Source organism: Devosia sp. (genome assembly GCF_048261455.1).
Taxonomy (GTDB): Bacteria; Pseudomonadota; Alphaproteobacteria; order Rhizobiales; family Devosiaceae; genus Devosia_A.
On the sequence record NZ_JBLXGA010000006.1, the window covers coordinates 16,094 to 37,605 of the forward strand.

19 protein-coding genes are annotated in these 21,512 nt (G+C 64.0%); 9 read left to right on the top strand and 10 right to left on the bottom strand.

Features of this window, described 5'->3' with window-relative positions; translation table 11 throughout:
• The first annotated feature begins 194 nt into the window (after nucleotides 1-194).
• The 3 genes from ACN0TK_RS08200 to ACN0TK_RS08210 all read left to right on the top strand — a co-directional run bounded on the left by ACN0TK_RS08200 (nucleotide 195) and on the right by ACN0TK_RS08210 (nucleotide 4,927).
• The gene (locus ACN0TK_RS08200; RefSeq protein ID WP_417308986.1) at nucleotides 195-533 is read left to right on the top strand and encodes a P-II family nitrogen regulator; all 339 of its coding nucleotides are present in this window, start codon (nucleotides 195-197) and stop codon (nucleotides 531-533) included.
• 26 nt (nucleotides 534-559) lie between these two features.
• A complete protein-coding gene (locus ACN0TK_RS08205) occupies nucleotides 560-1,963 on the top strand; it encodes an ammonium transporter (RefSeq protein WP_417308987.1) in 1,404 nt (467 codons plus the stop codon).
• Nucleotides 1,964-2,218: 255 nt separating this feature from the next.
• Nucleotides 2,219-4,927, top strand: coding sequence for a DNA translocase FtsK 4TM domain-containing protein (locus ACN0TK_RS08210; protein WP_417308988.1), 2,709 nt, complete (start codon nucleotides 2,219-2,221; stop codon nucleotides 4,925-4,927).
• On the opposite strand, the gene ACN0TK_RS08215 is transcribed toward ACN0TK_RS08210, so the two are convergent.
• Nucleotides 4,924-5,814 carry an ATP-grasp domain-containing protein gene (locus tag ACN0TK_RS08215; RefSeq protein ID WP_417308989.1) on the bottom strand — a complete coding sequence of 297 codons (891 nt, stop codon included), beginning with the start codon at nucleotides 5,812-5,814 and terminating at the stop codon, nucleotides 4,924-4,926. The two genes, ACN0TK_RS08210 and ACN0TK_RS08215, sit on opposite strands and share 4 nt — an antisense overlap.
• 127 nt (nucleotides 5,815-5,941) lie before the next feature.
• On the opposite strand from ACN0TK_RS08215, the gene ACN0TK_RS08220 reads away from it, so the two are divergent.
• From ACN0TK_RS08220 to ACN0TK_RS08230, 3 genes are all read left to right on the top strand, one after another.
• Nucleotides 5,942-6,580 carry a LolA family protein gene (locus ACN0TK_RS08220; protein WP_417308990.1) on the top strand — a complete coding sequence of 213 codons (639 nt, stop codon included), beginning with the start codon at nucleotides 5,942-5,944 and terminating at the stop codon, nucleotides 6,578-6,580.
• Between the two features lie 135 nt (nucleotides 6,581-6,715).
• Entirely contained in the window at nucleotides 6,716-7,522 is an 807-nt protein-coding gene (xth, locus tag ACN0TK_RS08225) for an exodeoxyribonuclease III (protein WP_417308991.1), read from the top strand.
• Nucleotides 7,523-7,532: 10 nt separating this feature from the next.
• Entirely contained in the window at nucleotides 7,533-7,928 is a 396-nt protein-coding gene (locus ACN0TK_RS08230; RefSeq protein WP_417308992.1) for a RidA family protein, read from the top strand.
• A gap of 41 nt (nucleotides 7,929-7,969) precedes the next feature.
• Here ACN0TK_RS08230 and ACN0TK_RS08235 read toward each other — a convergent pair whose 3' ends face one another.
• The 3 genes from ACN0TK_RS08235 to ACN0TK_RS08245 all read right to left on the bottom strand — a co-directional run bounded on the left by ACN0TK_RS08235 (nucleotide 7,970) and on the right by ACN0TK_RS08245 (nucleotide 10,295).
• Nucleotides 7,970-8,431, bottom strand: a complete 462-nt coding sequence (locus ACN0TK_RS08235; protein ID WP_417308993.1) for a cyclic nucleotide-binding domain-containing protein — start codon at nucleotides 8,429-8,431, stop codon at nucleotides 7,970-7,972.
• 251 nt (nucleotides 8,432-8,682) lie between these two features.
• Nucleotides 8,683-9,366 carry a response regulator transcription factor gene (locus tag ACN0TK_RS08240; protein ID WP_417308994.1) on the bottom strand — a complete coding sequence of 228 codons (684 nt, stop codon included), beginning with the start codon at nucleotides 9,364-9,366 and terminating at the stop codon, nucleotides 8,683-8,685.
• Between the two features lie 263 nt (nucleotides 9,367-9,629).
• Entirely contained in the window at nucleotides 9,630-10,295 is a 666-nt protein-coding gene (locus tag ACN0TK_RS08245) for a YggS family pyridoxal phosphate-dependent enzyme (protein WP_417308995.1), read from the bottom strand.
• A gap of 113 nt (nucleotides 10,296-10,408) precedes the next feature.
• On the opposite strand from ACN0TK_RS08245, the gene leuS reads away from it, so the two are divergent.
• The 3 genes from leuS to holA are packed head-to-tail and all read left to right on the top strand — an operon-like array spanning nucleotide 10,409 to nucleotide 14,563.
• A complete protein-coding gene (leuS, locus tag ACN0TK_RS08250; protein ID WP_417308996.1) occupies nucleotides 10,409-13,042 on the top strand; it encodes a leucine--tRNA ligase in 2,634 nt (877 codons plus the stop codon).
• Nucleotides 13,029-13,544, top strand: coding sequence for a hypothetical protein (locus tag ACN0TK_RS08255; protein ID WP_417308997.1), 516 nt, complete (start codon nucleotides 13,029-13,031; stop codon nucleotides 13,542-13,544). Before leuS ends, ACN0TK_RS08255 begins: the two co-directional genes overlap by 14 nt.
• Nucleotides 13,541-14,563, top strand: coding sequence for a DNA polymerase III subunit delta (gene holA / locus ACN0TK_RS08260; protein ID WP_417308998.1), 1,023 nt, complete (start codon nucleotides 13,541-13,543; stop codon nucleotides 14,561-14,563). The genes ACN0TK_RS08255 and holA overlap by 4 nt, the downstream gene beginning before the upstream one ends.
• Nucleotides 14,564-14,593: 30 nt before the next feature.
• Here the strand turns inward: holA and ACN0TK_RS08265 are convergent, their stop codons facing one another.
• The 6 genes from ACN0TK_RS08265 to rho all read right to left on the bottom strand — a co-directional run bounded on the left by ACN0TK_RS08265 (nucleotide 14,594) and on the right by rho (nucleotide 21,456).
• Complete coding sequence (locus ACN0TK_RS08265; RefSeq protein WP_417308999.1) at nucleotides 14,594-15,460, bottom strand: ParB/RepB/Spo0J family partition protein; 867 nt, start codon at nucleotides 15,458-15,460, stop codon at nucleotides 14,594-14,596.
• Between the two features lie 10 nt (nucleotides 15,461-15,470).
• Nucleotides 15,471-16,271: a ParA family protein gene (locus ACN0TK_RS08270; protein WP_417309000.1), complete on the bottom strand. Its 801-nt coding sequence runs from the start codon at nucleotides 16,269-16,271 to the stop codon at nucleotides 15,471-15,473.
• 25 nt (nucleotides 16,272-16,296) lie between these two features.
• The gene (rsmG, locus tag ACN0TK_RS08275) at nucleotides 16,297-16,932 is read right to left on the bottom strand and encodes a 16S rRNA (guanine(527)-N(7))-methyltransferase RsmG (RefSeq protein ID WP_417309001.1); all 636 of its coding nucleotides are present in this window, start codon (nucleotides 16,930-16,932) and stop codon (nucleotides 16,297-16,299) included.
• Nucleotides 16,932-18,794, bottom strand: a complete 1,863-nt coding sequence (gene mnmG, locus ACN0TK_RS08280; protein ID WP_417309002.1) for a tRNA uridine-5-carboxymethylaminomethyl(34) synthesis enzyme MnmG — start codon at nucleotides 18,792-18,794, stop codon at nucleotides 16,932-16,934. Before mnmG ends, rsmG begins: the two co-directional genes overlap by 1 nt.
• 90 nt (nucleotides 18,795-18,884) lie before the next feature.
• Nucleotides 18,885-20,189: a tRNA uridine-5-carboxymethylaminomethyl(34) synthesis GTPase MnmE gene (mnmE, locus tag ACN0TK_RS08285; RefSeq protein ID WP_417309003.1), complete on the bottom strand. Its 1,305-nt coding sequence runs from the start codon at nucleotides 20,187-20,189 to the stop codon at nucleotides 18,885-18,887.
• A gap of 1 nt (nucleotide 20,190) precedes the next feature.
• Nucleotides 20,191-21,456, bottom strand: a complete 1,266-nt coding sequence (gene rho, locus ACN0TK_RS08290) for a transcription termination factor Rho (protein WP_417309004.1) — start codon at nucleotides 21,454-21,456, stop codon at nucleotides 20,191-20,193.
• Between the last annotated feature and the right edge of the window lie 56 nt (nucleotides 21,457-21,512).

Here is a 21,512-nt window from a genome sequence, read left to right on the forward strand (position 1 = left end):
GCAAAATCTGCTCAGCTCGCCCAAAGTTTCGGCAAGATTGCGCAAAATTTCTACGCAATTCCCGGAGCCGAGCGGTAATCCCCTGGAAAGCTTGACGAATTCCTCCGTGCGACGAACTGGCACGAGTCTTGAGTCTATCTCCCCATAACGGAGATTGAGCGGTCGCGAACGACGCGGCCCGCCGAGGGGGAAGCATGAAACTGGTCGTCGCCATCATCAAACCGTCGCGCCTGGAGGAAGTCCGCCAGGCCCTGAACAGCCACGAAGTGCACGGCATGACCGTCACCGAGGTGAAGGGCTACGGCCGCCAGAAGGGGCATTCGGAAATTTACCGCGGCACCGAATATGCCGTGCATTTCCTGCCCAAGCTGAAGCTCGAGGTCGCCGTCGACGACGATCAGGCCGATACGCTGGTCGCCGCAATTCGCGAAAGCGCCCAGACCGGCCGCATCGGCGATGGCAAGATTTTCGTGCTGGACCTGCTGTCGGTGACCCGGATTCGTACCGGTGAAACCGGCGCCGCAGCCCTCTGATACGCCCTTTTGACGGAAACGACGCAATGACACGACCAAACCGCACTTCGTCACCTGCGCTGCCGTTCGGCCTTGGCGCACTCGCCACTGTGGCGCTCACCCTGCCCGCGCTTGCCCAGGAGGCGGCCGGTGTTGCCGCCGAGTCGGCGAATGCAGTCGAGCCGGCCGTCACCGCCGTGGTGAGTACCGTCGACAAGGGCGACACCACCTGGATGCTGCTCTCCACCATCCTGGTGATCGCCATGACCATTCCGGGCCTCGCGCTGTTCTATGGCGGCCTCGTGCGCGCCAAGAACATGCTGAGCGTGCTGATGCAGGTCTTTTCCGGCTTCTGCATGATCTCGCTGCTGTGGGTGATCTTCGGCTATTCGCTGGCCTTCAACGGCGCCTCCGAGGGCGGCCTGAGCGCCTTCATCGGCGATTTCTCCGCCATGTTCCTGTCGGGCATCACCCCGGACAGCGTCGCAGCCACCTTTACCGACGGCGTCGAGATCCCCGAACTCACCTTTGTCATCTTCCAGCTGACCTTTGCCGCCATCACCCCGGCGCTGATCGTCGGTGCGCTGGCCGAGCGCATCAAGTTCGGCGCAGTGATGACTTTCATGGCCATCTGGTTCACCTTCTCCTACCTGCCGATCGCCCACATGGTCTGGTTCGATGGCGGTCTGCTGTTCAACATGGGCGCCTATGATTTCGCCGGCGGCACCGTGGTGCACATCAATTCGGGTATCGCCGGTCTCGTGGCCGCGCTCATCCTCGGGCCGCGCAAGGGCTTCCTCAAGGAACCCATGCCGCCGCACAACCTGACCTTCACCTTCATCGGTGCCTGTCTGCTGTGGGTCGGCTGGTTCGGCTTCAACGCCGGCTCCAACCTCGAGGCCACCGGTCTCGCGGCCCAGGCAGTGCTCAACACCATCGTCGCGCCGGCTGCGGCAGCATTGACCTGGTCGCTGGCCGAAAAGTTCACCCGTGGCCATGCCTCGCTGCTTGGCGCCGCATCCGGTGCGGTGGCCGGCCTCGTGGCCATCACCCCGGCCGCAGGCTTTGCCGGAGCCATGGGCGCCATGGCGCTGGGTGCCGTTGCCGGTGTCGTGTGCTTCTGGGCCGTCGTCACGCTCAAGCCGATGATGAAATATGACGATGCACTCGACGTGTTCGGCATCCATGGCGTCGGCGGCATCGTCGGTGCCCTGGGCACTGCCATCGTCGCCTCGCCGATGCTCGGCGGCTTCCCACTCGATGGCTACACCATGGGCGGCCAGTTCATGACACAGCTGATCGCGGTGATCATCGCCGTCGCCTGGTCCGCTGTTGTCGCCGCCGTCGCCATGCTGATTGCCAAGGCGCTGTTCGGCGGCGCCCGCGTCAGCGACAGCGACGAACACGACGGGCTCGACATCTCGTCGCACGGCGAGCACGCCTATAACTGACCGGCCGGCCGGGGCTTTCGGGTCCCGGCCCGCAGCAATTGACGCGCGGGCGCCGGGCTCCTCCCCGTTGCGCGTGTCGGGCGGTGAGAGAGCCGGGACGGCCGGCTCTCTCCCACCACCCCCTCCCCACGAAATGCGTGTTGCGAACCCCGGCGGTTAGCACAGGGTTAACCCTAACCGCCTAGCATCCGGGTTCAGCGGGCACTTCGGTGCGCCGCTTCCTGCGTCCTTTACGTGTACCCAGAGTTCGAACCGATGCCGGCACAGCAGCTGCTCGAAACCGCCCGCGACGACCAGCCGCCGGCTATCGCCATTCGCATTCCCACGCGCCTGCTTGGCGCCGTGATGCTGGGACTTGTGGCGGTGGTGCTGCTCTCTCTGGCCAGCTGGTCGGTCGATGATCCCAGTTTCTCCTACGCGAGCGGCGAACCGGCCCGTAATTGGCTCGGCTTTCCCGGTGCCGTGATCGCCGATCTGAGCTTCCAGGTCTTCGGGCTCGGCATTCTCGCGCTGCTGGCGCCGCCGGCCTTGTGGGGCTGGAGCTTCATGCGCCGCCGCGTGCCGCGCCATATGGGCCTGCGTGTTCTCGCCTGGCTGGTTGCCGGGCTGCTGAGCTGCGGCGTCTTCGCCTTGATCGTGGCGCCCGCCTCCTGGCCCCTGCCGCTCGGCATGGGCGGCCTGATCGGCTCGGGCTTCGTCGGCCTAGCGACGCTCACGATGGGCGAAAACCCCCAACAGATCACCGGCGTGCTGTTTGCCATCATTCTCGCCGCCCCGACCCTGGCGCTGTTCTGGGGCGCGCTCGGCTTCGGCCGGCTGAACCTCGAGGGCCATACGGCCGCCAAGACGAAAACGAAAGCTGCTGCCGCAAAGCCGCGCAATAGCCGCACCGCCGACGTTTCCGAACCCGAAGATGACGACGATACGCCCGAGCGCAATTCGATGTTCGACGTGGTGATCGGCGGCGCCGTGCATCTGGGCTATTCGGCCAAATCCGCCTATCGCCGCGCCAAGGCGACGCTCGGCTCGCGTGTTGCCGAACATCGCGCTGCCGCCGCCGAAACCGAGTCCTGGCGCGAAGTCGCTGTCGAACCCAGCATCGAAGGCGAGGCGCAGCCCGAGTATCGCCACGAACCGCAGTTGGTCGACGACACGCAGCACATGGTCGAGGCCGACTATCCCGATTATGACGACGACGCGCCGTTCGAAACCGATTTCGATGACGTCGCCTACGCCCCGGCGCAGCCCGCAGCGCGGACCAGCGCCGAACCCGAAGCGGTCCGGCCCACCCAGCAGCCCTCGCGTGGCCCGATGGCGCCTCGCCGTGAACCGGCGGCCCAGCAGCCGGTCGTCCCCACCGCCCGTGTCACTGCTCCGGCGCCCCGTCCCCAGACCGGCAGCCGTGCCATGCGCGAGGCCCAGGGCTCGATGTTCGACGATCCGGCCGGCTTCGAGCTGCCGCCGCTGAACCTGTTGAGCGAAGCCAAGCGCAAGGGCCCGAGCGCCGAGCATGCGCCCGAGCGGCTAGAAATGATGGCCCGCAAGCTCGAAGGCGTGCTCGAAGACTTCGGCGTCAAGGGCGACATCATCAACGTGCGCCCCGGCCCGGTAGTGACGCTGTATGAGCTCGAGCCGGCCCCCGGCATCAAATCGAGCCGTGTCATCTCGTTGGCCGACGATATCGCCCGCTCGATGAGCGCCATTTCGGCCCGTGTGGCCGTGGTGCCCGGCCGCAATGCCATCGGCATCGAACTGCCCAACGAGAACCGCGAAACGGTGTTTCTGAGCGAGATGCTGGCCTCGTCTGACTTCGAGAAGATGAAGGGCAAGCTGCCGATCTGCCTCGGCAAGACCATTGGCGGCGAGCCGATCATTGCCGATCTGGCGCGCATGCCGCACCTGTTGATCGCCGGCACCACCGGCTCCGGCAAGTCGGTCGGCATCAACACCTTCATCCTGTCGCTGCTTTATCAGATGACGCCGGAACAGTGCCGGCTGATCATGATTGATCCCAAGATGCTGGAACTGTCGATCTATGACGGCATCCCGCACCTGCTGACGCCCGTCGTGACCGACCCGCACAAGGCGGTGACTGCGCTGAAATGGGCGGTGCGCGAGATGGAAGACCGGTATCGCAAGATGTCGAAGATCGGCGTGCGCAATATCGACGGCTTCAACCAGCGCGTCACCGAAGCCAAGGCCAAGGGCGAGGTGATCACCCGCACCGTGCAGACCGGCTTCGACCACGACACCGGCGAGCCGATCTTCGAGTCGGAAGAATTCGATCTCGAGCCGCTACCCTATATCGTCGTCATCGTCGACGAGATGGCCGACCTGATGATGGTTGCCGGCAAGGACATTGAAGGCGCCATCCAGCGCCTCGCCCAGATGGCCCGCGCCGCCGGTATCCACATGATCACCGCCACACAGCGCCCCTCGGTCGACGTCATCACCGGCACCATCAAGGCCAACTTCCCGACCCGCATCTCCTTCATGGTGACCTCGAAGATCGACAGCCGCACTATTCTGGGCGAGCAGGGCGCCGAGCAGCTGCTGGGCAATGGCGACATGCTCTATATGGCCGGTGGTGGCCGCATCCGGCGCCTCCACGGGCCGTTCGTCGCCGATTCGGAAGTCGAATCGATCGTCGCGCACCTCAAGTCGCAGGGCACGCCGGACTATCTGGATTCGATTACCGCAGAAGAGGACGAACAGGACGCCGGCGGCAGCACGGGTGGCGGCGAGGACTACTCGAAGTCCGGCGACGAGCTCTACGACAAGGCCGTCAATGTCGTGCTGACGGACAAGAAGGTATCGACCTCCTATATCCAGCGCCGCCTCGCCATCGGCTACAACAAGGCCGCCACGCTGGTTGAACGCATGGAACAGGAAGGCGTCATCTCCGCCGCCAACCATGCCGGCAAGCGCGAGATCCTGGTGGGCGACAACGCCGACGGCTATTAAGTCACGAGCCGGGAGCGGGCGACGATCTGCGTGATCGCCGCCTGCAGATCGGCGAGCGATTCTTCGCGAAAGATCGACCCGCCGAAGCGCGGATTGATTTCGAGCAGCATGGAGCCATCAGCGGTCAACTTGAAGTCGGCGTTGAAGGGACCGTTGTAGCCAACGGGCGCCAGAAAGCGCTCGACGAGCGCCAGCATCTCCGCGGGTGCCTCGCGCCGCACAAACGGCAGTTCGATGAACTGCGTGCGGACTGCAAGGTCGGGCGGCGTGACGTAGTCGTACAGCCGGTGCCAGATCACGCGCCCTTCGACAGCGACGCCATGCAGCACCGATTCCGGTCCCTCGACAAACGCCTGTAGCACCACGCGACGGCCTTTGAAGGGCGCCAGCTCCAGTGTCCGGGCAAGATCGAGCCTATCGTTGACGATCCGAACCCCCTGTCCACCAGCGGAGTTCGGCTCTTTCACCACGACCGGAAAACGGCTGACGGCGTCGGGATCGATCTGCCGCGGCATATGCGCTTCGAGGCCATGATGGATGCCGTAGCGGGCGAAGGCGAGTTTGTCGGCGAACAGCCGTACCGCGCGGGGCGTGGGATAGAGCCCCCAATAGCCGCGCGGCGCCCGGATGATGGCGCGCTCGCGCAGCGGCATTATCAGGCTCTGCCGCCCCCCGGAATGCCCCTCGCGCCACAGATCGAACGTCGTGCGCAACAGGCGGGTTTCGCTGACGCCCTCGATGCCTTGCCAGATTGGCGCATCGGGCGCGAAGACCCGCATCCAGCTGGCCGGAGACCGGCACAGCACCATAAGCCGGGTCGGGCGACCGGCCTTGTCGAAACGTGCGCGCAGATGATCGAACATGACCCCGAAAAAGCGTGGTGGCATAGCAAAAGCAAGCAATGATCGGCTTCAATCAAACGCTTCTGCATCAAAGGCGACAAGGAACCTTCCACCTCTCGCCGCAATTGGACGATACTGGACATTCGATACCGAACAGGGGACTAGTCGCCGCATGCTTCGTCGCAGTTTCATCGCTCTCGCCATCGTCGCCGCCACCAGCCTGGCCGCGCTGACCCCCGCCGCAGCTCAGGAGCCGCGGCGCATGACCGACGCCGAGCGCGCCATGATCGAGCAGATCAACGCGCACAACTCGGGCATCAAGACCATGGTCGGGCGCTTCCTGCAGGTCGACACCCAGGGCCAGCGCATCGAGGGCACATTCTTCCTCGAGCGGCCCGGCAAGATCCTGTTCCGCTACAATCCGCCGTCCTACGAGCAGATCGTGTCGATCGGCCGCGGCTTCTACGTCGTCGATCGCAAGGCCAAGACCCAGTACGCCTACCCGCAGGACAAGGTGCCGCTGCGCCAATTTCTCGATTCGCAGATCAATCTGTTCAGCGGTAACATTGTCGCCATCGGCGAGTCGGACGACTATTTTTCGGTGACGCTGCAGGATGATACGCCTGCGGGCATCGTGCGGGTCGAATTGGTCTTCGACACCGACAGCAAGGACCTCAAGCAGTGGACGCTCACCGAGCCGTCCGGCGCGGAGCTGACCTTCTCGCTCTATGATGTCGAGACCGACGTCAAGATTCCCCGCGCCCTGTTCTCGATCGATCCGACCTACAAATCGGTGACGGCGCCCAAGTGATGCCGCAGGGCAGACGTGACGCCCGCAGGGCAAACGTGCCCTCCCTGCGCTAGAAGTGACGCGGCCCCTTTACGGGCCGCGACCCCCTCGGCATAAACAGCGCGCCCACCCGGACGCGCACCGAGGACTTTGCTTTTGCCCGCTACTTTCGCCACCTGGAACATCAATTCGGTCCGCCTGCGGCTGCCGATCGTGCTCGACTTTCTCGCCCGCTACAGCCCGGACGTGCTGTGCCTGCAGGAGATCAAGTGTCTCAACGAGCAGTTCCCGGCCAAGGAATTCGCCGCCGCGGGCTATCCCCACCAGGCCGTGCACGGCCAGAAGGGCTACCACGGCGTCGCCATCGTCTCGAAAGTGCCGCTGACCGATATTTCAAGCCGTGTCTTCTGCGAGATCGAAGAGAGCCGGCACGTTTCGGCAGTGCTCGATGTCGGGCGCGGACCGATGACCGTCCACAATTTCTACATTCCCGCCGGCGGCGACGAGCCCGATCCGACGATCAACGCCAAGTTCAAGCACAAGCTGGGCTTTCTCGACGAGTTGAAACACTGGTTCAGCGAGCCCGGCTTTGCCAGCAACCAGCTGATCTGCGGCGACTTCAACATCGCGCCTTATGAGAACGACGTCTGGGGTCACAAGCAGCTGCTGAAGGTCGTGAGCCACACGCCGGTCGAAACCGAGGCGCTGATCGGCCTGCTCGAAGGCGGGCACGGCTGGACCGATATCGTGCGCAAGCACGTGCCGATGGACCAAAAGATCTATTCGTGGTGGAGCTATCGCGCCCGCGACTGGGACGCCGCCGACAAGGGGCGGCGCCTCGACCACATCTGGACGACCGCCGATATCGCCGCCCATAGCACCGGCATCGAGATTCTGCGCGAAGCCCGGGGCTGGAGCGAGAAACCCTCCGACCATGTGCCCGTGATCGCCCGTTTCGACTAAGAGCCTCAGCATGGTTGAACGCCGCCTCGTCTCGTCCGGATCCTATCTGGAGCCCGTCATCGGCTTTTCCCGCGCCGTGCGGGTCGGCAACACCATCGTCGTTGGCGGTACCGCGCCGATCGCCGCCGAAGGGGGCACGGCGGCGGTGGGCTACATGTATGGTCAGGCCCGCCGCTGCCTCGAAATCATCGCCCAGGCGATTGCCGACGCCGGCGGCAGCATGGCTGACGTGACCCGCACCCGGATCATCGTGACCGATATTTCGTTGTGGGAGGACGCAGCCCGCGCCCATGCTGAAGTGTTCGGCGAAATCCGCCCGGTGACCACGCTGATGGAGGTGTCAGGCTTCGTTGATCCGGACTGGCTGATCGAGATCGAGGCCGAGGCGCTGCTGACCGGCGACTGACGGACGCTATGCCATCATAGCGTCCCTGATCTTTGGGCCGTTCAGCCCTTCCTATCCGACATACGTGCGCGAACCTTGTCGATGGCGCCGAGATAGCCCAGCAGCTCGCCGCGAATGCGATCTGCGGCGCGGGCGGCAAGATCGGGCGACTGGTTGGCCAGTTTCATGAAGGCATTGCGCGGCACGAACAGCGTTTCGACCGTATCGACAGCCTTGAGCGTCAGATGCCGCGGCTTGGACACGACGAGGCTCATGGCGCCGAGCAGCGCACCCGCCTCATGGATTAGGAAAGGATTGTCTTCGGCCCCCTTGTGCGTGCTCGACACGGTACCGGCGACCAGCACATGCGCCCCCTCGGGCGCATCGCCAGCTGCATAGATCACACTGCCGGGGCGGTATTTTTTGCGCTCGGAAGCGAACGCGAGCAGACGGCGCTGCTCGGCGTCGCAGATTTCAAAGAAATCCGCGCGTCCCAGTATCGTCGCCGCGTCGTCGAGTTGCATTCGCCCCGTTCCAGCATCGCAATGCGCATCGGCACCGCCCAGGTGCCTTCATGCGTGCCGCACCTTAGATATAGAGCATGTCTTTGGCTGAACCGGAATCCAATTTCCCGCTCCTGCCCCGAACGGCGGGGGATATCGTTGAACCGGGCCTGAGTAAAGCCCGCTGGCAGCGCCAACAAGGCGCGGCACAGCGGCAGGAGACGTTTGGCGGGGTCGGAAGGGAGGGACTGCCCGCCCCCGCCGAAGGAGGCTTACGGAACCAGCCGATAGCCGCCCTCTTCGGTCACCAACAGGCGCGCGTGGGAGGGATCACGCTCGATCTTCTGTCGCAACCGATAGATATGGGTTTCCAGCGTATGGGTGGTCACCCGGTTGTTGTAGCCCCAGACTTCCTTGAGCAGGATCTCGCGGGTGATGGTTTTCGGCCCCTGACGATAGAGGAACTTGAGGATCGAGGTTTCCTTGTCGGTCAGCCGCACCTTGTTGCCGTCATTGGCTTCGAGTTGCTTGGCGGCCGGCTGGAAGCTGTAGGGCCCGATGGTGAACACCACATCCTCGCTCTGATCGTGCTGGCGCAGCGCGGCACGAATGCGCGCCAGCAGCACGGAAAAGCGGAAGGGCTTGGTGACATAATCGTTCGCGCCCGACTCGAGGCCGAGAATTTCGTCGGAATCGCTGTCCTGTCCCGTCAGCATGACGATGGGGCTTTTCACTCCCTCGCGCCGCATGATCTTGACGGCCTCGCGGCCATCCATATCGGGCAGTCCGACATCGAGCAGTGTCAGATCGACGTGAGCGCCCCGCACCTTGTCGAGGGCTTCGGCGGCCGTACCGGCTTCGATGATCTCGAACTCGCGATAAACGGACAGCTGTTCGACGAGGGTCTGACGCAGGTCCGCATCGTCATCAACGATCAAAATCCGTCGCTTGTTCATTGGTCTACCTCGTCTTGTCTGGCTGTGTCAGCTAAGCACCGCTCCGGGTGCCCACCAATCACATCGCTGTTATGCCCACCGTTAACCGAGCAACGTGATTTGACATCCGCGAGTTTCAACCGATCGCAACACCATGGCAGCATTGCGTTGTTCGCGCGCCGGTGACCAGCAGCGCGAAAACACCTACTGCATTTCTATGATGCCATAATGCTTCGGGATTCCGGGCGCTTCGACGGCCGGAGCCGCAGCGCCTCGTCAAACGATCAGTCGCGTTTGCCGAACAGCGCACTGCCGACGCGCACTTGTGTCGCACCCATCTGCACCGCGATCTCATAGTCGCCGCTCATACCCATAGAGAGTTGTGACACCCCGGCATCGCGGGCGAGGGTCGCTAGATGCGCGAAATAGGGCCCTGGCGGCAGGCCATCGGGCGGAATGCACATCAGCCCGACGACCTCGAGACCATGCGTTTCACGACAGCGCTCGACAAAGGCCACAGCCTCATCGGGCGCGATCCCGGCCTTTTGCGGCTCGTTGCCGATGTTGACCTGGACAAAGACCGGCAGCTGCCGCTCGGCCCGCGCCATTTCCGCCGCGAGAACGCCGGCGAGCTTTTCCCGGTCCACGGTCTGGATCACGTCGAACAGCGCCACGGCCTCGCGCGCCTTGTTGGACTGCAGCGCCCCGATCAGATGCAATTCTATGCCGTCATAGGAGGCCCGCAGATCGGGCCATTTCTGCTTGGCGTCCTGCACCCGGTTTTCGCCGAACCGCCGCTGTCCGGCGTCGAGAAACGGCCGGATGTCCTCGGCATCGAAGGTCTTCGAGACCGCGATCAGCTGCACCGTTTCGGGCGGCGCGCCGAAGCGCAGCCGGGCCTTTTCGATGCGATTGTGGATGATCTCCAGCCGTTCGGCAGCGTTTTGCAAGTCAAACCTCGTGCCGTGTTGTTGACCGCTTGGGCGATTTCTGATGATGGTCCGGTAGCCAAAAAGCCCCGGCAAAGCAATCTTTCCCAACCGAATTCCGAGGACGACAGCAAGTGAGTGCCCGAAGCGTCGAACGCTACAACCCGCGCGTCGAAGAGCCCCGCTGGCAAAAGCTTTGGGACGACCGGCAAAGCTTTGTCGTTTCCAATGAGGATCTCGACGATCCCTATTACGTGCTGGAGATGTTCCCCTATCCGTCGGGGCGCATCCACATCGGCCACGTGCGCAATTACGCGATGGGCGACGTGCTGGCGCGCTACATGCGGGCCCAGGGCAAGAAAGTGCTGCACCCCATGGGGTGGGACGCGTTCGGCCTGCCCGCCGAAAACGCCGCGATCCAGAACAACGTCCACCCCAAGGGCTGGACCAAGGCCAATATCGAGGCGATGAAAAAGCAGCTGAAGTCGATCGGCCTCGCCATCGACTGGACGCGCGAAATCGCCACCTGCGATCCCTCCTATTATCGGCACCAGCAGAAACTGTTCCTCGATTTCCTGGCCGCCGGACTCGTGGACCGCAAGAAATCCAAGGTGAACTGGGACCCGGTCGACATGACCGTGCTCGCCAATGAGCAGGTGATCGACGGCCGCGGCTGGCGCTCTGGCGCCGTGGTGGAGCAGCGCGAGCTGACCCAGTGGTTCCTGAAAGTCTCCGATTACGCCGAAGAGTTGCTCGAAGCGCTGGATACGCTCGACCAGTGGCCGGACAAGGTGCGCCTGATGCAGCGCAACTGGATTGGCCGCTCGGAGGGCCTGGCCTTCACCTTCGGCGTCAATGGCGCGCCCGAGGGCTTCGAGCAATTGCCGGTCTTCACGACGCGCCCCGACACGATGCGCGGCCCGACCTTTGCGGCGATTTCGCCCGATCACCCGCTGGCCGCCGCAATGGCCCGCGACAATGCCGAAGTGACCGCCTTCATCGAAGCCTGCCATCATCTCGGCACCTCGCAGGAAGCGATCGATACGGCTGAAAAGCTCGGCTACGACACGGGGCTGACCGTGTCGCACCCGGCGGACCCCGACTGGCACCTGCCGCTCTATATCGCCAACTTTGTGCTCATGGATTATGGCACCGGCGCCATCATCGGCTGTCCCGCGCATGACCAGCGCGACCTTGATTTCGCCCGCAAGTACGGCCTGCCCGTCATCGACGTGTTCAAGCCGCTGGGTAGCGACGAGTCGGTGGTTGACGAGGCCTATGTGCCGGTCAAAACCGAAAAGGTCCGATATGTCTGCTGGTATGGCGAGCCCGACACCGAGCTGACCAATGCAGAAGCGATGGCCCGCACCCTGGCGCTCTTCGAAGATAACGGCTGGGGTGAGGCCAAGACGCAGTATCGGCTGCGCGACTGGGGCGTCTCGCGCCAGCGCTACTGGGGCTGCCCGATTCCGGTGATCCACTGCGAGGTCTGCGGCACCCTGCCCGTGCCGGCCAAGGACCTGCCGGTCGAACTGCCCGAGGACGTCAGCTTCGACAAGCCCGGCAACCCGCTCGACCATCATCCGACGTGGAAGCACGTCAACTGCCCGCAATGCGGTGGCCCGGCGCAGCGCGAAACCGACACGATGGACACCTTTGTCGATTCCTCGTGGTACTTCGCGCGCTTCACCGCCCCGGATGCCGAAACGCCGACCGTGCCGGCCGCTGCCAATGCCTGGCTGCCGGTCGACCAGTATATCGGTGGTGTCGAGCACGCGATCCTGCACCTGCTCTATTCGCGCTTTTTCACCCGCGCCATGCAAAAGACCGGCCATCTCGACCTGGCCGAGCCGTTCAAGGGCATGTTCACCCAGGGCATGGTGGTCCATGAGACCTATCGCGACGCCAGCGGCGCCTGGCTGTCGCCGTCGGAAGTGGCGGTGAGCGGCATGGAGACCCGCACGGCGACCCATGTCGACACCGGTGCGACGGTGGAGATCGGCTCCATCGAGAAGATGAGCAAGTCGAAAAAGAACGTCGTCGACCCCGACGAGATCGTTCAGACCTATGGCGCCGATACCGCGCGGCTGTTCATGCTGTCGGATTCACCGCCGGAGCGCGACGTGCAGTGGACGACGGCCGGCATCGAGGGCGCGCACCGCTTCGTGCAGCGCCTGTGGAAGCTGGTGAACGACGTCGCCAGCGTTATCGCCGATCATGGCGCCACGGCGCAGGACGCGGCCGACGCAACGCCACTCGACGAGCTGCGCAAGGTCGCCCACAAGGCGGTCGAGCGCGTCGGTGGCGACATCGAGGGCCTGCGCTTCAACCGGGGCGTCGCCCAGATCTACGAGCTGACCAACAGCCTGTCGCGCTGGGTGAACCCCGAGACGGCGCCGGAGGCGGTCTATGGCACGCGTCAGCATCTCGCGGCGCTGGACGAAGCAGTGTCCCGCTTGGTGCAAGTCTTTGCGCCGATGATGCCGCATCTGGCCGAGTCCTGCTGGGTTGTCCTCGGCAAGCCGGGTCTGGTGGTCGATACGCCCTGGCCGTCGGTGGACGAGAGCCTCCTCATCGAGTCTTCGGTGGTCGTCGCGGTGCAGGTGAACGGCAAGCGCCGTGGCGAAATCACCCTGCCCATCGACGCGCCGAAGGACTTGGCCGAAAGCCAAGCCTTGTCTCTTGAGGCCGTTACCCGCATGCTGGACGGGAAGCCGCCACGGAAGGTGATCGTCGTGCCCAACAGGATCGTCAATGTCGTCGCCTAGAGGCACCCTGCGCGCCGGCCTGCTTGCGCTGGGTTTGGCGACGGCCGTCGCCCTCTCCGCCTGTAGCGGCATGACGCCGCTTTACGGCGATGCGGGGATCGGCAGCGAGCGCATCGCCTTCCGCTATGCCGCACCCGCCTCGCGGCTCGACCAGATCATCTATCAGCACCTGGTGCTAAAACTGGGCCGCACCGCGGACGCCGCGGCGCCGCTGGTCTCGGTGACCACGAGCACATCCTCCCGCGGCTTGACCCGCACGAACGTTTCACGACCCGCGGCGCAGAACGAGGCCGTGGTGACGGCACGGATCACCCTCACCGATGCGGCCGGGCAGCAGATTTACGCCGCGACGCGCTCCGCCGCGGCGCTTTACACCACCGATTCCCAGGCCCTTGCGGCGACCGAGTCGGCCCGCGAAGCGCAGGAACGCGCCGCGCGCGAGCTGGCAGAAATCGTACGGCTGACGCTGCTCGGCGCCCTGGCGCGACCCGCCGCGCAATGACGGCGCTCAAGGCGCACGAAGTCGCGCGCTTCGTGACGCGGCCCAATCTCGATCGCGGCATATGCCTCGCCTATGGCCCCGACGCCGGGCTGGTGCGTGAGACCGGTCAGCGTCTGGCGCAGCGCTTTGCCGGCAGCGATGCGGACTCGATGAACCTGCTGGTCCTCGAAGGCGCCGAACTCGACGCGGATCCCTCGCGCCTGGCGGTGGAAGCGAAGACAGTATCGCTCTTCGGGGATCGCCGCGTCATACGCGTGCGCAATGCCGGAAAATCGTTGGCCCCCGCCCTGGCGGAGCTGGCGGAGGAACCTGGCGACGCCGTGATCATCCTCGAAGCCGGCAATCTCCTGCCCCGCGATGCCCTGCGCGCGCTGGTGGAAAAGAGCCCGCACGGCCGCGCCCTGCCCTGTTACCCGGACAGCGACCAGTCGATCAACGAATTGATTTCAAACACGTTTTCGACTGCCGGGATAGCGGCTGACCCCGACGCAATCGCCAGCTTGCGCGATACGCTCGGCAATGACCGCGAGGTCACGCGGCGCGAACTCGAAAAGCTGGTGCTGTTCGCGTCCGAAACCAAGCGGCTGACCCGCGACGACGTGTTGACCCTGTGCGCCGACAACGCCGCCCTGGTACTCGACCAGATCATCGATGCCGTGGGCGCCGGTCACCCATCCAATCTCGACGCGGCGCTCGAACGGGCGGTCGCCGCCAATGTCGCAGCGCAGCAGATCCTCGGTGCGACGCTCAACCACTTCGCCACGCTCAGGCGCTGGCGCACCGAGGTAGATGGCGGCAAGTCACCTGGGCAAGTGCTGGATGGCGCCCGGCCACGGCCGCATTTCTCGCGCCGCGCCGGCATGGAACGACAGCTGCGCCTCTGGTCGGATGCGGCCCTGGCGATGGCGCTCGATCGGCTACAGCTGGCGGTCTCGGAGAGCCGCCGGCATTACGATTTGCAGCTCACCCTGGCCAAACGCGGCCTGCTGGCCGTCTGTCTCATCGCTGCGGAACGGTAACAGCAACGTTCCACGTGAAACATTGCGCGCTCAGCTCGCGAGTTTGACGCAGATTCCGTCCAGTTGCTCAAGCGTGCGATAGCGGATTTCGATCCGGCCGCCCTGATCCTTGTGGTCGATGGCGACGTGCAGGCCGAGCGCATCGGAGAGCCGCTTTTCCAGCGCCAGCGTGTCCGCATCCTTCTGCGCCGGCTCGGCCCCGCGCTTTTTGACGGCAGGGGCATCGCGCTTCTGGCTCAGCGCCTCGGCTTCACGCACCGACAGGCCGCCATCGACGATCTGTTTCGCCAGACTTGCCGGTTCTTCGGAGGTGATCAGCGTCCGGGCGTGACCGGCGGTCAACTCGCCCCGGCCGACCATGTCGCGCACATCGGTTGGCAGCTTCATCAGCCGCAGCGTGTTTGCGACATGCGAGCGCGACTTGCCGATAACCTGGGCGAGATCCTGCTGCGTATAGTCGAACTGCTCGATGAGTTGTTCGTAGCCCATAGCCTCTTCAAGCGGATTGAGGTCCACGCGCTGCACATTCTCGATGATCGCGAGTTCCAGCGCTTCCTTGTCGTCGACTTCACGGATAAGCACCGGCACGTCGTGCAACCCGGCGCGCTGCGCCGCCCGCCAGCGGCGCTCACCGGCGATGATCTCGAACATGTTCGGATCTTCCGTGGGTCGCACCAGCAGGGGCTGCATGATGCCCTTCTCGCGGATCGAGCTGGTCAGTTCCTCCAGCTGGTTCGGATCGAATTCGTGCCGCGGATTGGCACGGTTGGCGACGAGGAAATCGACGGGCAGGCGCTTACTGCTGCCGCTATCAGCCAGCCGCGCCCCTTCCATCGTCGCCATGTCGCCGATCAGCGCCGCGAGGCCGCGGCCAAGTCGTGAGGGTTTCTCGTTCATTTGCCTGTCCTCATGCCGCGACCAGCTGCCGTTCGCGGCGGATCACCTCCGTCGCGAGGCGCAGATAGGCCTGGCTGCCCGCACATTTCAGATCGTAGAGCAGCGCCGGCTTGCCATAGGAGGGCGCCTCGCTGAGCCTGACATTGCGCGGTATCACAGTATCATAGACCAATTGGCCCATTTCGCTGCGCACATCCTGCAGCACCTGTTCGCTGAGATTGTTGCGCTTGTCGAACATCGTCATCACCACGCCCTGGATCGACAGGCCGGGGTTCAGGGTGCTGCGGATGTGCTCGATCGTCTGCAGCAACTGGCTCAGACCTTCCAGCGCGAAGAACTCGCACTGCATCGGTACCAGGACGGCTGAGGCCGCAACGAGCGCGTTGATGGTCAATAGGTTCAGGGACGGCGGGCAATCGATCAGCACATAGGTAACCGGCCGGCCATCGATCAGGAAACCGCTCGCAGCGCGAAAGGCATCGCGCAGCCGGAAGGCGCGATCGCCCTCCTGGCCGATGGCGTGTTCGACACCCAGCAGATCGAGCGTCGAGGGAACGATCGCCACGTTCGGCACGCTGGTCATCACCGCCGCGCCGGCGATGGTCGACTCGCCCATCAACACGTCGAAACTCGAAACCTCGCGATTGACGCGATCGATTCCGAGCCCGGTGGAGGCATTGCCTTGTGGATCGAGGTCAACAATCAGCACCTTCTCGCCGATGGCGGCGAGGGCGGTTGCCAGGTTGATGGCGGTGGTCGTCTTGCCGACGCCACCCTTCTGGTTGGCCAGGGTCAGTATGCGAGGAGCCACGCGAGCCCTCCCGATTTGCCGCTAACTAGCTGGTCCTCAAGCGCAAATTGCTGATCTCGAGGATTGCACCGCTATCGTCGGTGCCACTTGCCCTGTTTACCACGTCGAAATCCCACGCCAAACGGCTTTCTGCGATTTCCTGCGGATGTTCCCTGCCTTTATGGAGCAAAGCGTGGCCATCCGGCCGCAGCAGGGGCGCGATCATGCCGCACAAGACATCGAGAGACGCGAGCGCACGACTCGTCGCAAGGTCGAAACGCGCGCTCTCATCCGCAACCAGCGACTCGGCACGATCGACCACGACGCGCGCCGGAAGGCCCAGTTCGCGGATCACCGTGCGCAGGAAGCTGGCCTTTTTCTGGATCGGTTCGACCAGCGTAAACGCGCGCTCACTGCCCTTCAAAGCCACCGCCAGGGGCAGGGCAGGAAAGCCACCACCGGAGCCGAGGTCGACGATGTGCCGGTCTTCGGCGCGAATCAGCGGGAGCAGCTGCAGACTGTCTGCAATATGCCGCGGCCAGATCTCCCCCACTGTTTCACGTGAAACAAGATTCTGCGAAACGTTCCACTTGAGCAGTAGCTGAGCAAACGATTCCAGATCGGCCTCAACATCCCGCTGAGGGCGGGGCAGGAAGTCGGCGTAGCGCGAAACGAACGACACTAGCCTGCCTTGCGCATGGTGCCGCGCCGGATAACCGACAGGAGCAGGGTCACGGCGGCCGGCGTCATCCCCTCGACGGCCTGCGCCTCGGCAATCGTCGCCGGCCGACGCACGGCAAGCTTCTGCCGCAACTCGGCAGACAGCCCAGGGAGCGCGGCATAGTCCATCCACTCCGGGATATCGCGGCTTTCGTCCCGCTTCACAGCGGAGATATCGTCCTTCTGCCGCTCCAGGTAGACCGCATATTGGGCGTCGATCTGCAGCTGCTCCATCACCCCAGCCGGCACCTCTGCAAGTTCCGGCCAAAGCGCGGAGAGCTGCTCGGCCGTCATGCCGGGGTAAGACAGGAGCTCAAAGGCGGATCGCGTCTGGCCGTCGGCGTTGACCGCCAAGCCGGCCTTCCGTGCAGCGGACGAGGTTGCCTTCAATCCGTCCAGCAGCGCCCGGCCGCCTGTCAGAGCCGATAGCTTCGAGTTGAAAGCGTTCTGTCGCTCGGCGCCGACAAGACCGCAGGCCGTGCCCACAGCCGTGAGCCGCTGATCGGCATTGTCGACCCGCAGATGCAGCCGGAACTCGGCGCGCGAGGTGAACATGCGATAAGGCTCGGAGACGCCCCGCGTCACGAGATCGTCGATCATAACGCCCATATAGCTCTCGGTGCGCGACAGCCGCAGCGGCTCCCGGCCGAGGGCATGCAGCGCGGCATTGGCGCCGGCGACCAGTCCCTGGGCCCCGGCCTCTTCGTAACCCGTGGTGCCATTGATCTGACCCGCCAGATAGAGGCCAGGCTGGCGCCGCAGCTCAAGACTGCCATGCAGCTCGCGTGGGTCGACGTGGTCGTATTCGATGGCGTAGCCAGGCCGGATGATCTCCACCTGCGACAGCCCCGGCATCGTGCGCAGGAACGCCTCCTGCACATCCGCAGGGAGCGAAGTCGAGAGACCATTGGGATAGACCGTGTGATCATCCAAACCCTCGGGCTCGAGGAAGACCTGGTGCGTATCGCGATCGGCGAAGCGGACGACCTTGTCCTCGATCGACGGGCAGTAACGCGGACCGCGCGACTGAATGCGTCCCGAGTACATCGCGGAGCGGTGGAGATTATCGGTGATGATCTGGTGGGTATCCGCGGTCGTTCGCGAGATATGGCAGCTGATCTGCGGCGTCGTGATCTCTGACGTGAGCATCGAGAATGGCTCGGGCACCTCGTCACCGAGTTGCTCTTCCAGCTGGTCATAATCAATGCTGCGGCCATCGAGCCGGGCAGGGGTCCCGGTCTTCAACCGGCCGAGCTGCAGGCCAAGTGACTCCAGCCGCGTCGACAGTCCGAGGACGGGCCGTTCCCCCAACCGGCCGGCCGGGGTCGTCTCTTCGCCACGGTGAATGAGCCCGCGCAGGAACGTGCCGGTGGTCAGCACCACCGAAGATGCAGAGAACTGACGTCCGTCGAGCAGGATGGCGCCAGAGATGCGGCCATTGCTGACGATGAGATCGTCCACCTCGCCCTCGATCACCGTCAGATTGGCCTGCGCAGTGATCGCAGCCTGCATGGCCTGACGGTAGAGCTTGCGGTCTGCCTGGGCCCGTGGTCCCCGCACGGCTGGGCCCTTGCGGCGATTGAGGACGCGGAACTGGATGCCCGCCTGGTCGGCCACGCGCCCCATGAGGCCATCGAGCGCGTCGATCTCGCGCACGAGATGGCCCTTCCCGAGGCCACCGATCGCCGGATTGCAGCTCATCTCACCAATGGTCGCGAAGCGATGGGTGATCAGCGCGGTGGGCACACCGAGACGCGCCGAGGCCGCTGCGGCTTCACAGCCCGCGTGCCCACCCCCCACAACGATGACGCCGAAATCGCTCATGTCAGATCCTCGAAAGGCACCGTCTAGGCCAATGTTTCACGTGAATCAACTCAGTCCCATGGCGCGTTTGCCGAACGGGTTTCACGTGAATCACTTGCCGATACAGAAATTCGCGAACAGATGATCCAGCACCGACTCTGCGTCCATCTTGCCGAGCAGGCGCTCCAGAGACGCACCGGCACGGCGCAGACCCTCTGCGGCCAATTCAGGGGCATCCAGCAGCGGCCCGACGCGATCCAACTCTTCCAGCGCCGCCTGAAGGGCGATCCGATCCTGTTCGTGGCTCACAAGCACATCACCAGCCCGAACGGTTCCAGCTCCCGACGCGGCCTTCAGCTCGGATATCAGGGCATCAATGCCGTCGCCCGTCACCGTGGAGACCACCAGGTCACCAGACACCTGACCAATATCCGCCTTGGTGCCGATCACCAGATGTCGTTGCTTGGGGCTGAGTTCAGTATCTTCCGGGCCACGCTCCTGATCGGCAGCCCGTAGCCACAGGACGAGATCAGCGCTGGCGATCGCGTCGCGCGCACGGTCGATCCCAAGGGCCTCCGCTTTGGATTCCGTTTCGCGCAAACCGGCACTATCAATTAGGATCACCAGTTGACCGTCGAGATCGAGCGGCACTTCCTTGATATCGCGCGTGGTGCCCGGCTCGTCAGATACGATGGCCACGTCCGAGCGTGACAACGCGTTCAACAGACTCGACTTGCCCGCATTGGGCGGCCCAGCGAGGACCACCCGGTATCCGGTCCGAACGATCCGGCCCTCATTCTGATGCTTCAGCACCTCGGCGATATCGCGCCGCAGCCCCGCAACGGCATCACCGAATCCGGCATCCAGCTCCGTGACATCGGATTCATCGGAAAAGTCCAGCTGCGCTTCGATATCCGCCCGCAGATCCAGCAGCCGCTCGCGCCAGTTCACGATGCGGCGGGTCAGCCCCCCATCGAGCCGGGCGTGCGCCATAACCCGTTGATTCTCTGTCTCGGCAACAATGAGATCGCCGAGGCCCTGGGCTTCGACGAGATCCAGCTTGCCGTTCTCGAAAGCCCGCCGGGTGAACTCGCCGGCCTCGGCCAACCGCACGCCTTTCCTCGCGGCCAGACCACGTAACAGTGCACGCACCACGGCGGGTGACCCATGCACCTGCAGCTCAGCGCAATCCTCGCCGGTAAAGCTCTGTGGACCGGGCATCCAGGCGACCAAGCCGGTGTCGACCGTCTCTCCGTTCAGCCCAATGCGCGACAGCCGCAACCGACGCGGTTCCTGTAATGATCCCGTCAAGTCGATAACGAGTTCTGAGGTAAGCGCCCCGGACAAGCGAATGACGGCAACACCCGATGGCACCGCCCCGGAGGACAGCGCCACGATGGTGTCACCGGCAGACATGTCAGGTGTTCATCGAATCGAAGAAGTCGGCGTTCGTCTTGGTCTGACGGATCTTGTCCATCAGGAACTCCATGGCGTCGACCGTGCCCATCGGATTGAGGATGCGGCGCAGCACATACATCTTGCGCAGGATATCCGCCTCGACCAGCAGCTCTTCCTTGCGGGTACCAGACTTGGTGACATCGAGCGCCGGGAACACGCGCTTGTCCGAAACCTTGCGATCAAGGACGATCTCGGAGTTACCGGTGCCCTTGAACTCTTCGAAGATCACTTCGTCCATGCGGCTGCCGGTATCGATCAGCGCTGTCGAAATGATGGTTAACGACCCGCCATCCTCGATGTTACGGGCCGCACCAAAGAAGCGCTTCGGGCGCTGCAGCGCGTTGGCGTCCACACCACCGGTCAGCACCTTTCCCGAGCTCGGCACCACCGTGTTGTAGGCCCGACCGAGGCGGGTGATCGAATCGAGCAGGATCACCACGTCGCGCTTGTGTTCGACGAGGCGCTTCGCCTTCTCGATAACCATTTCAGCAACCTGGACGTGCCGTGATGCCGGCTCGTCGAAGGTCGAGGAGATCACCTCGCCCTTCACCGAGCGCTGCATATCCGTCACTTCTTCCGGCCGCTCGTCGATCAGCAGCACGATCAGATAGCACTCGGGGTGATTGATGCCGATCGACTGCGCAATATTCTGCAGCAGCACGGTCTTACCGGTGCGCGGCGGCGCGACGATGAGGGCACGCTGGCCCTTGCCAAGCGGTGCGACGAGATCGAGAATGCGTGCGCTGCGATCCTTGCTCGTCGGGTCGTCCAGCTCGAGACGCAGACGCTCATCCGGATAGAGCGGCGTCAGATTGTCGAAGTTGATCTTGTGGCGGACCTTCTCGGGGTCCTCGAAATTGATCGTATTGACCTTGAGCAGCGCGAAATAGCGCTCGCCCTCTTTCGGCGACCGGATCTGGCCTTCCACCGTATCCCCGGTCCTCAGCGAAAACCGCCGGATCTGCGAGGGACTGACGTAGATATCGTCGGGACCCGGCAGATAGTTCGCATCGGGAGAGCGCAGGAAACCAAAACCGTCCGAGAGGATCTCGACCACACCCTCGCCAGTGATATCCACCTCGCGCGCCGCCAGTTCCTTCAAGATGGCGAACATCAGCTCCTGCTTGCGCATGGTCGAGGCATTTTCGACTTCATGTGCTTCGGCAAATTCGAGCAGCTCGGCAGGCGTTTTGGCCTTGAGCTCGCTGAGCTTCATATTTTCCATTACTTGGAAGACCCTTTGGGAGAAACGGGAATGGGAAGTTCGGGAGGAGGGGAGTT

Excerpts from the sequence above, each read along its gene's own strand:
- ACN0TK_RS08205 (WP_417308987.1), top strand. The coding sequence starts at position 560 with ATGACACGACCAAACCGCACTTCGTCACCTGCGCTGCCGTTCGGCCTT.
- ACN0TK_RS08230 (WP_417308992.1), top strand. The coding sequence starts at position 7,533 with ATGGTTGAACGCCGCCTCGTCTCGTCCGGATCCTATCTGGAGCCCGTC.
- mnmE (WP_417309003.1), bottom strand. The coding sequence starts at position 20,189 with ATGTCTGCCGGTGACACCATCGTGGCGCTGTCCTCCGGGGCGGTGCCA.
- ACN0TK_RS08240 (WP_417308994.1), bottom strand. The coding sequence starts at position 9,366 with ATGAACAAGCGACGGATTTTGATCGTTGATGACGATGCGGACCTGCGT.
- ACN0TK_RS08210 (WP_417308988.1), top strand. The coding sequence starts at position 2,219 with ATGCCGGCACAGCAGCTGCTCGAAACCGCCCGCGACGACCAGCCGCCG.
- ACN0TK_RS08235 (WP_417308993.1), bottom strand. The coding sequence starts at position 8,431 with ATGCAACTCGACGACGCGGCGACGATACTGGGACGCGCGGATTTCTTT.
- holA (WP_417308998.1), top strand. The coding sequence starts at position 13,541 with ATGACGGCGCTCAAGGCGCACGAAGTCGCGCGCTTCGTGACGCGGCCC.
- ACN0TK_RS08255 (WP_417308997.1), top strand. The coding sequence starts at position 13,029 with ATGTCGTCGCCTAGAGGCACCCTGCGCGCCGGCCTGCTTGCGCTGGGT.
- rho (WP_417309004.1), bottom strand. The coding sequence starts at position 21,456 with ATGGAAAATATGAAGCTCAGCGAGCTCAAGGCCAAAACGCCTGCCGAG.
- mnmG (WP_417309002.1), bottom strand. The coding sequence starts at position 18,794 with ATGAGCGATTTCGGCGTCATCGTTGTGGGGGGTGGGCACGCGGGCTGT.
- ACN0TK_RS08200 (WP_417308986.1), top strand. The coding sequence starts at position 195 with ATGAAACTGGTCGTCGCCATCATCAAACCGTCGCGCCTGGAGGAAGTC.
- ACN0TK_RS08220 (WP_417308990.1), top strand. The coding sequence starts at position 5,942 with ATGCTTCGTCGCAGTTTCATCGCTCTCGCCATCGTCGCCGCCACCAGC.
- ACN0TK_RS08215 (WP_417308989.1), bottom strand. The coding sequence starts at position 5,814 with ATGCCACCACGCTTTTTCGGGGTCATGTTCGATCATCTGCGCGCACGT.
- ACN0TK_RS08265 (WP_417308999.1), bottom strand. The coding sequence starts at position 15,460 with ATGAACGAGAAACCCTCACGACTTGGCCGCGGCCTCGCGGCGCTGATC.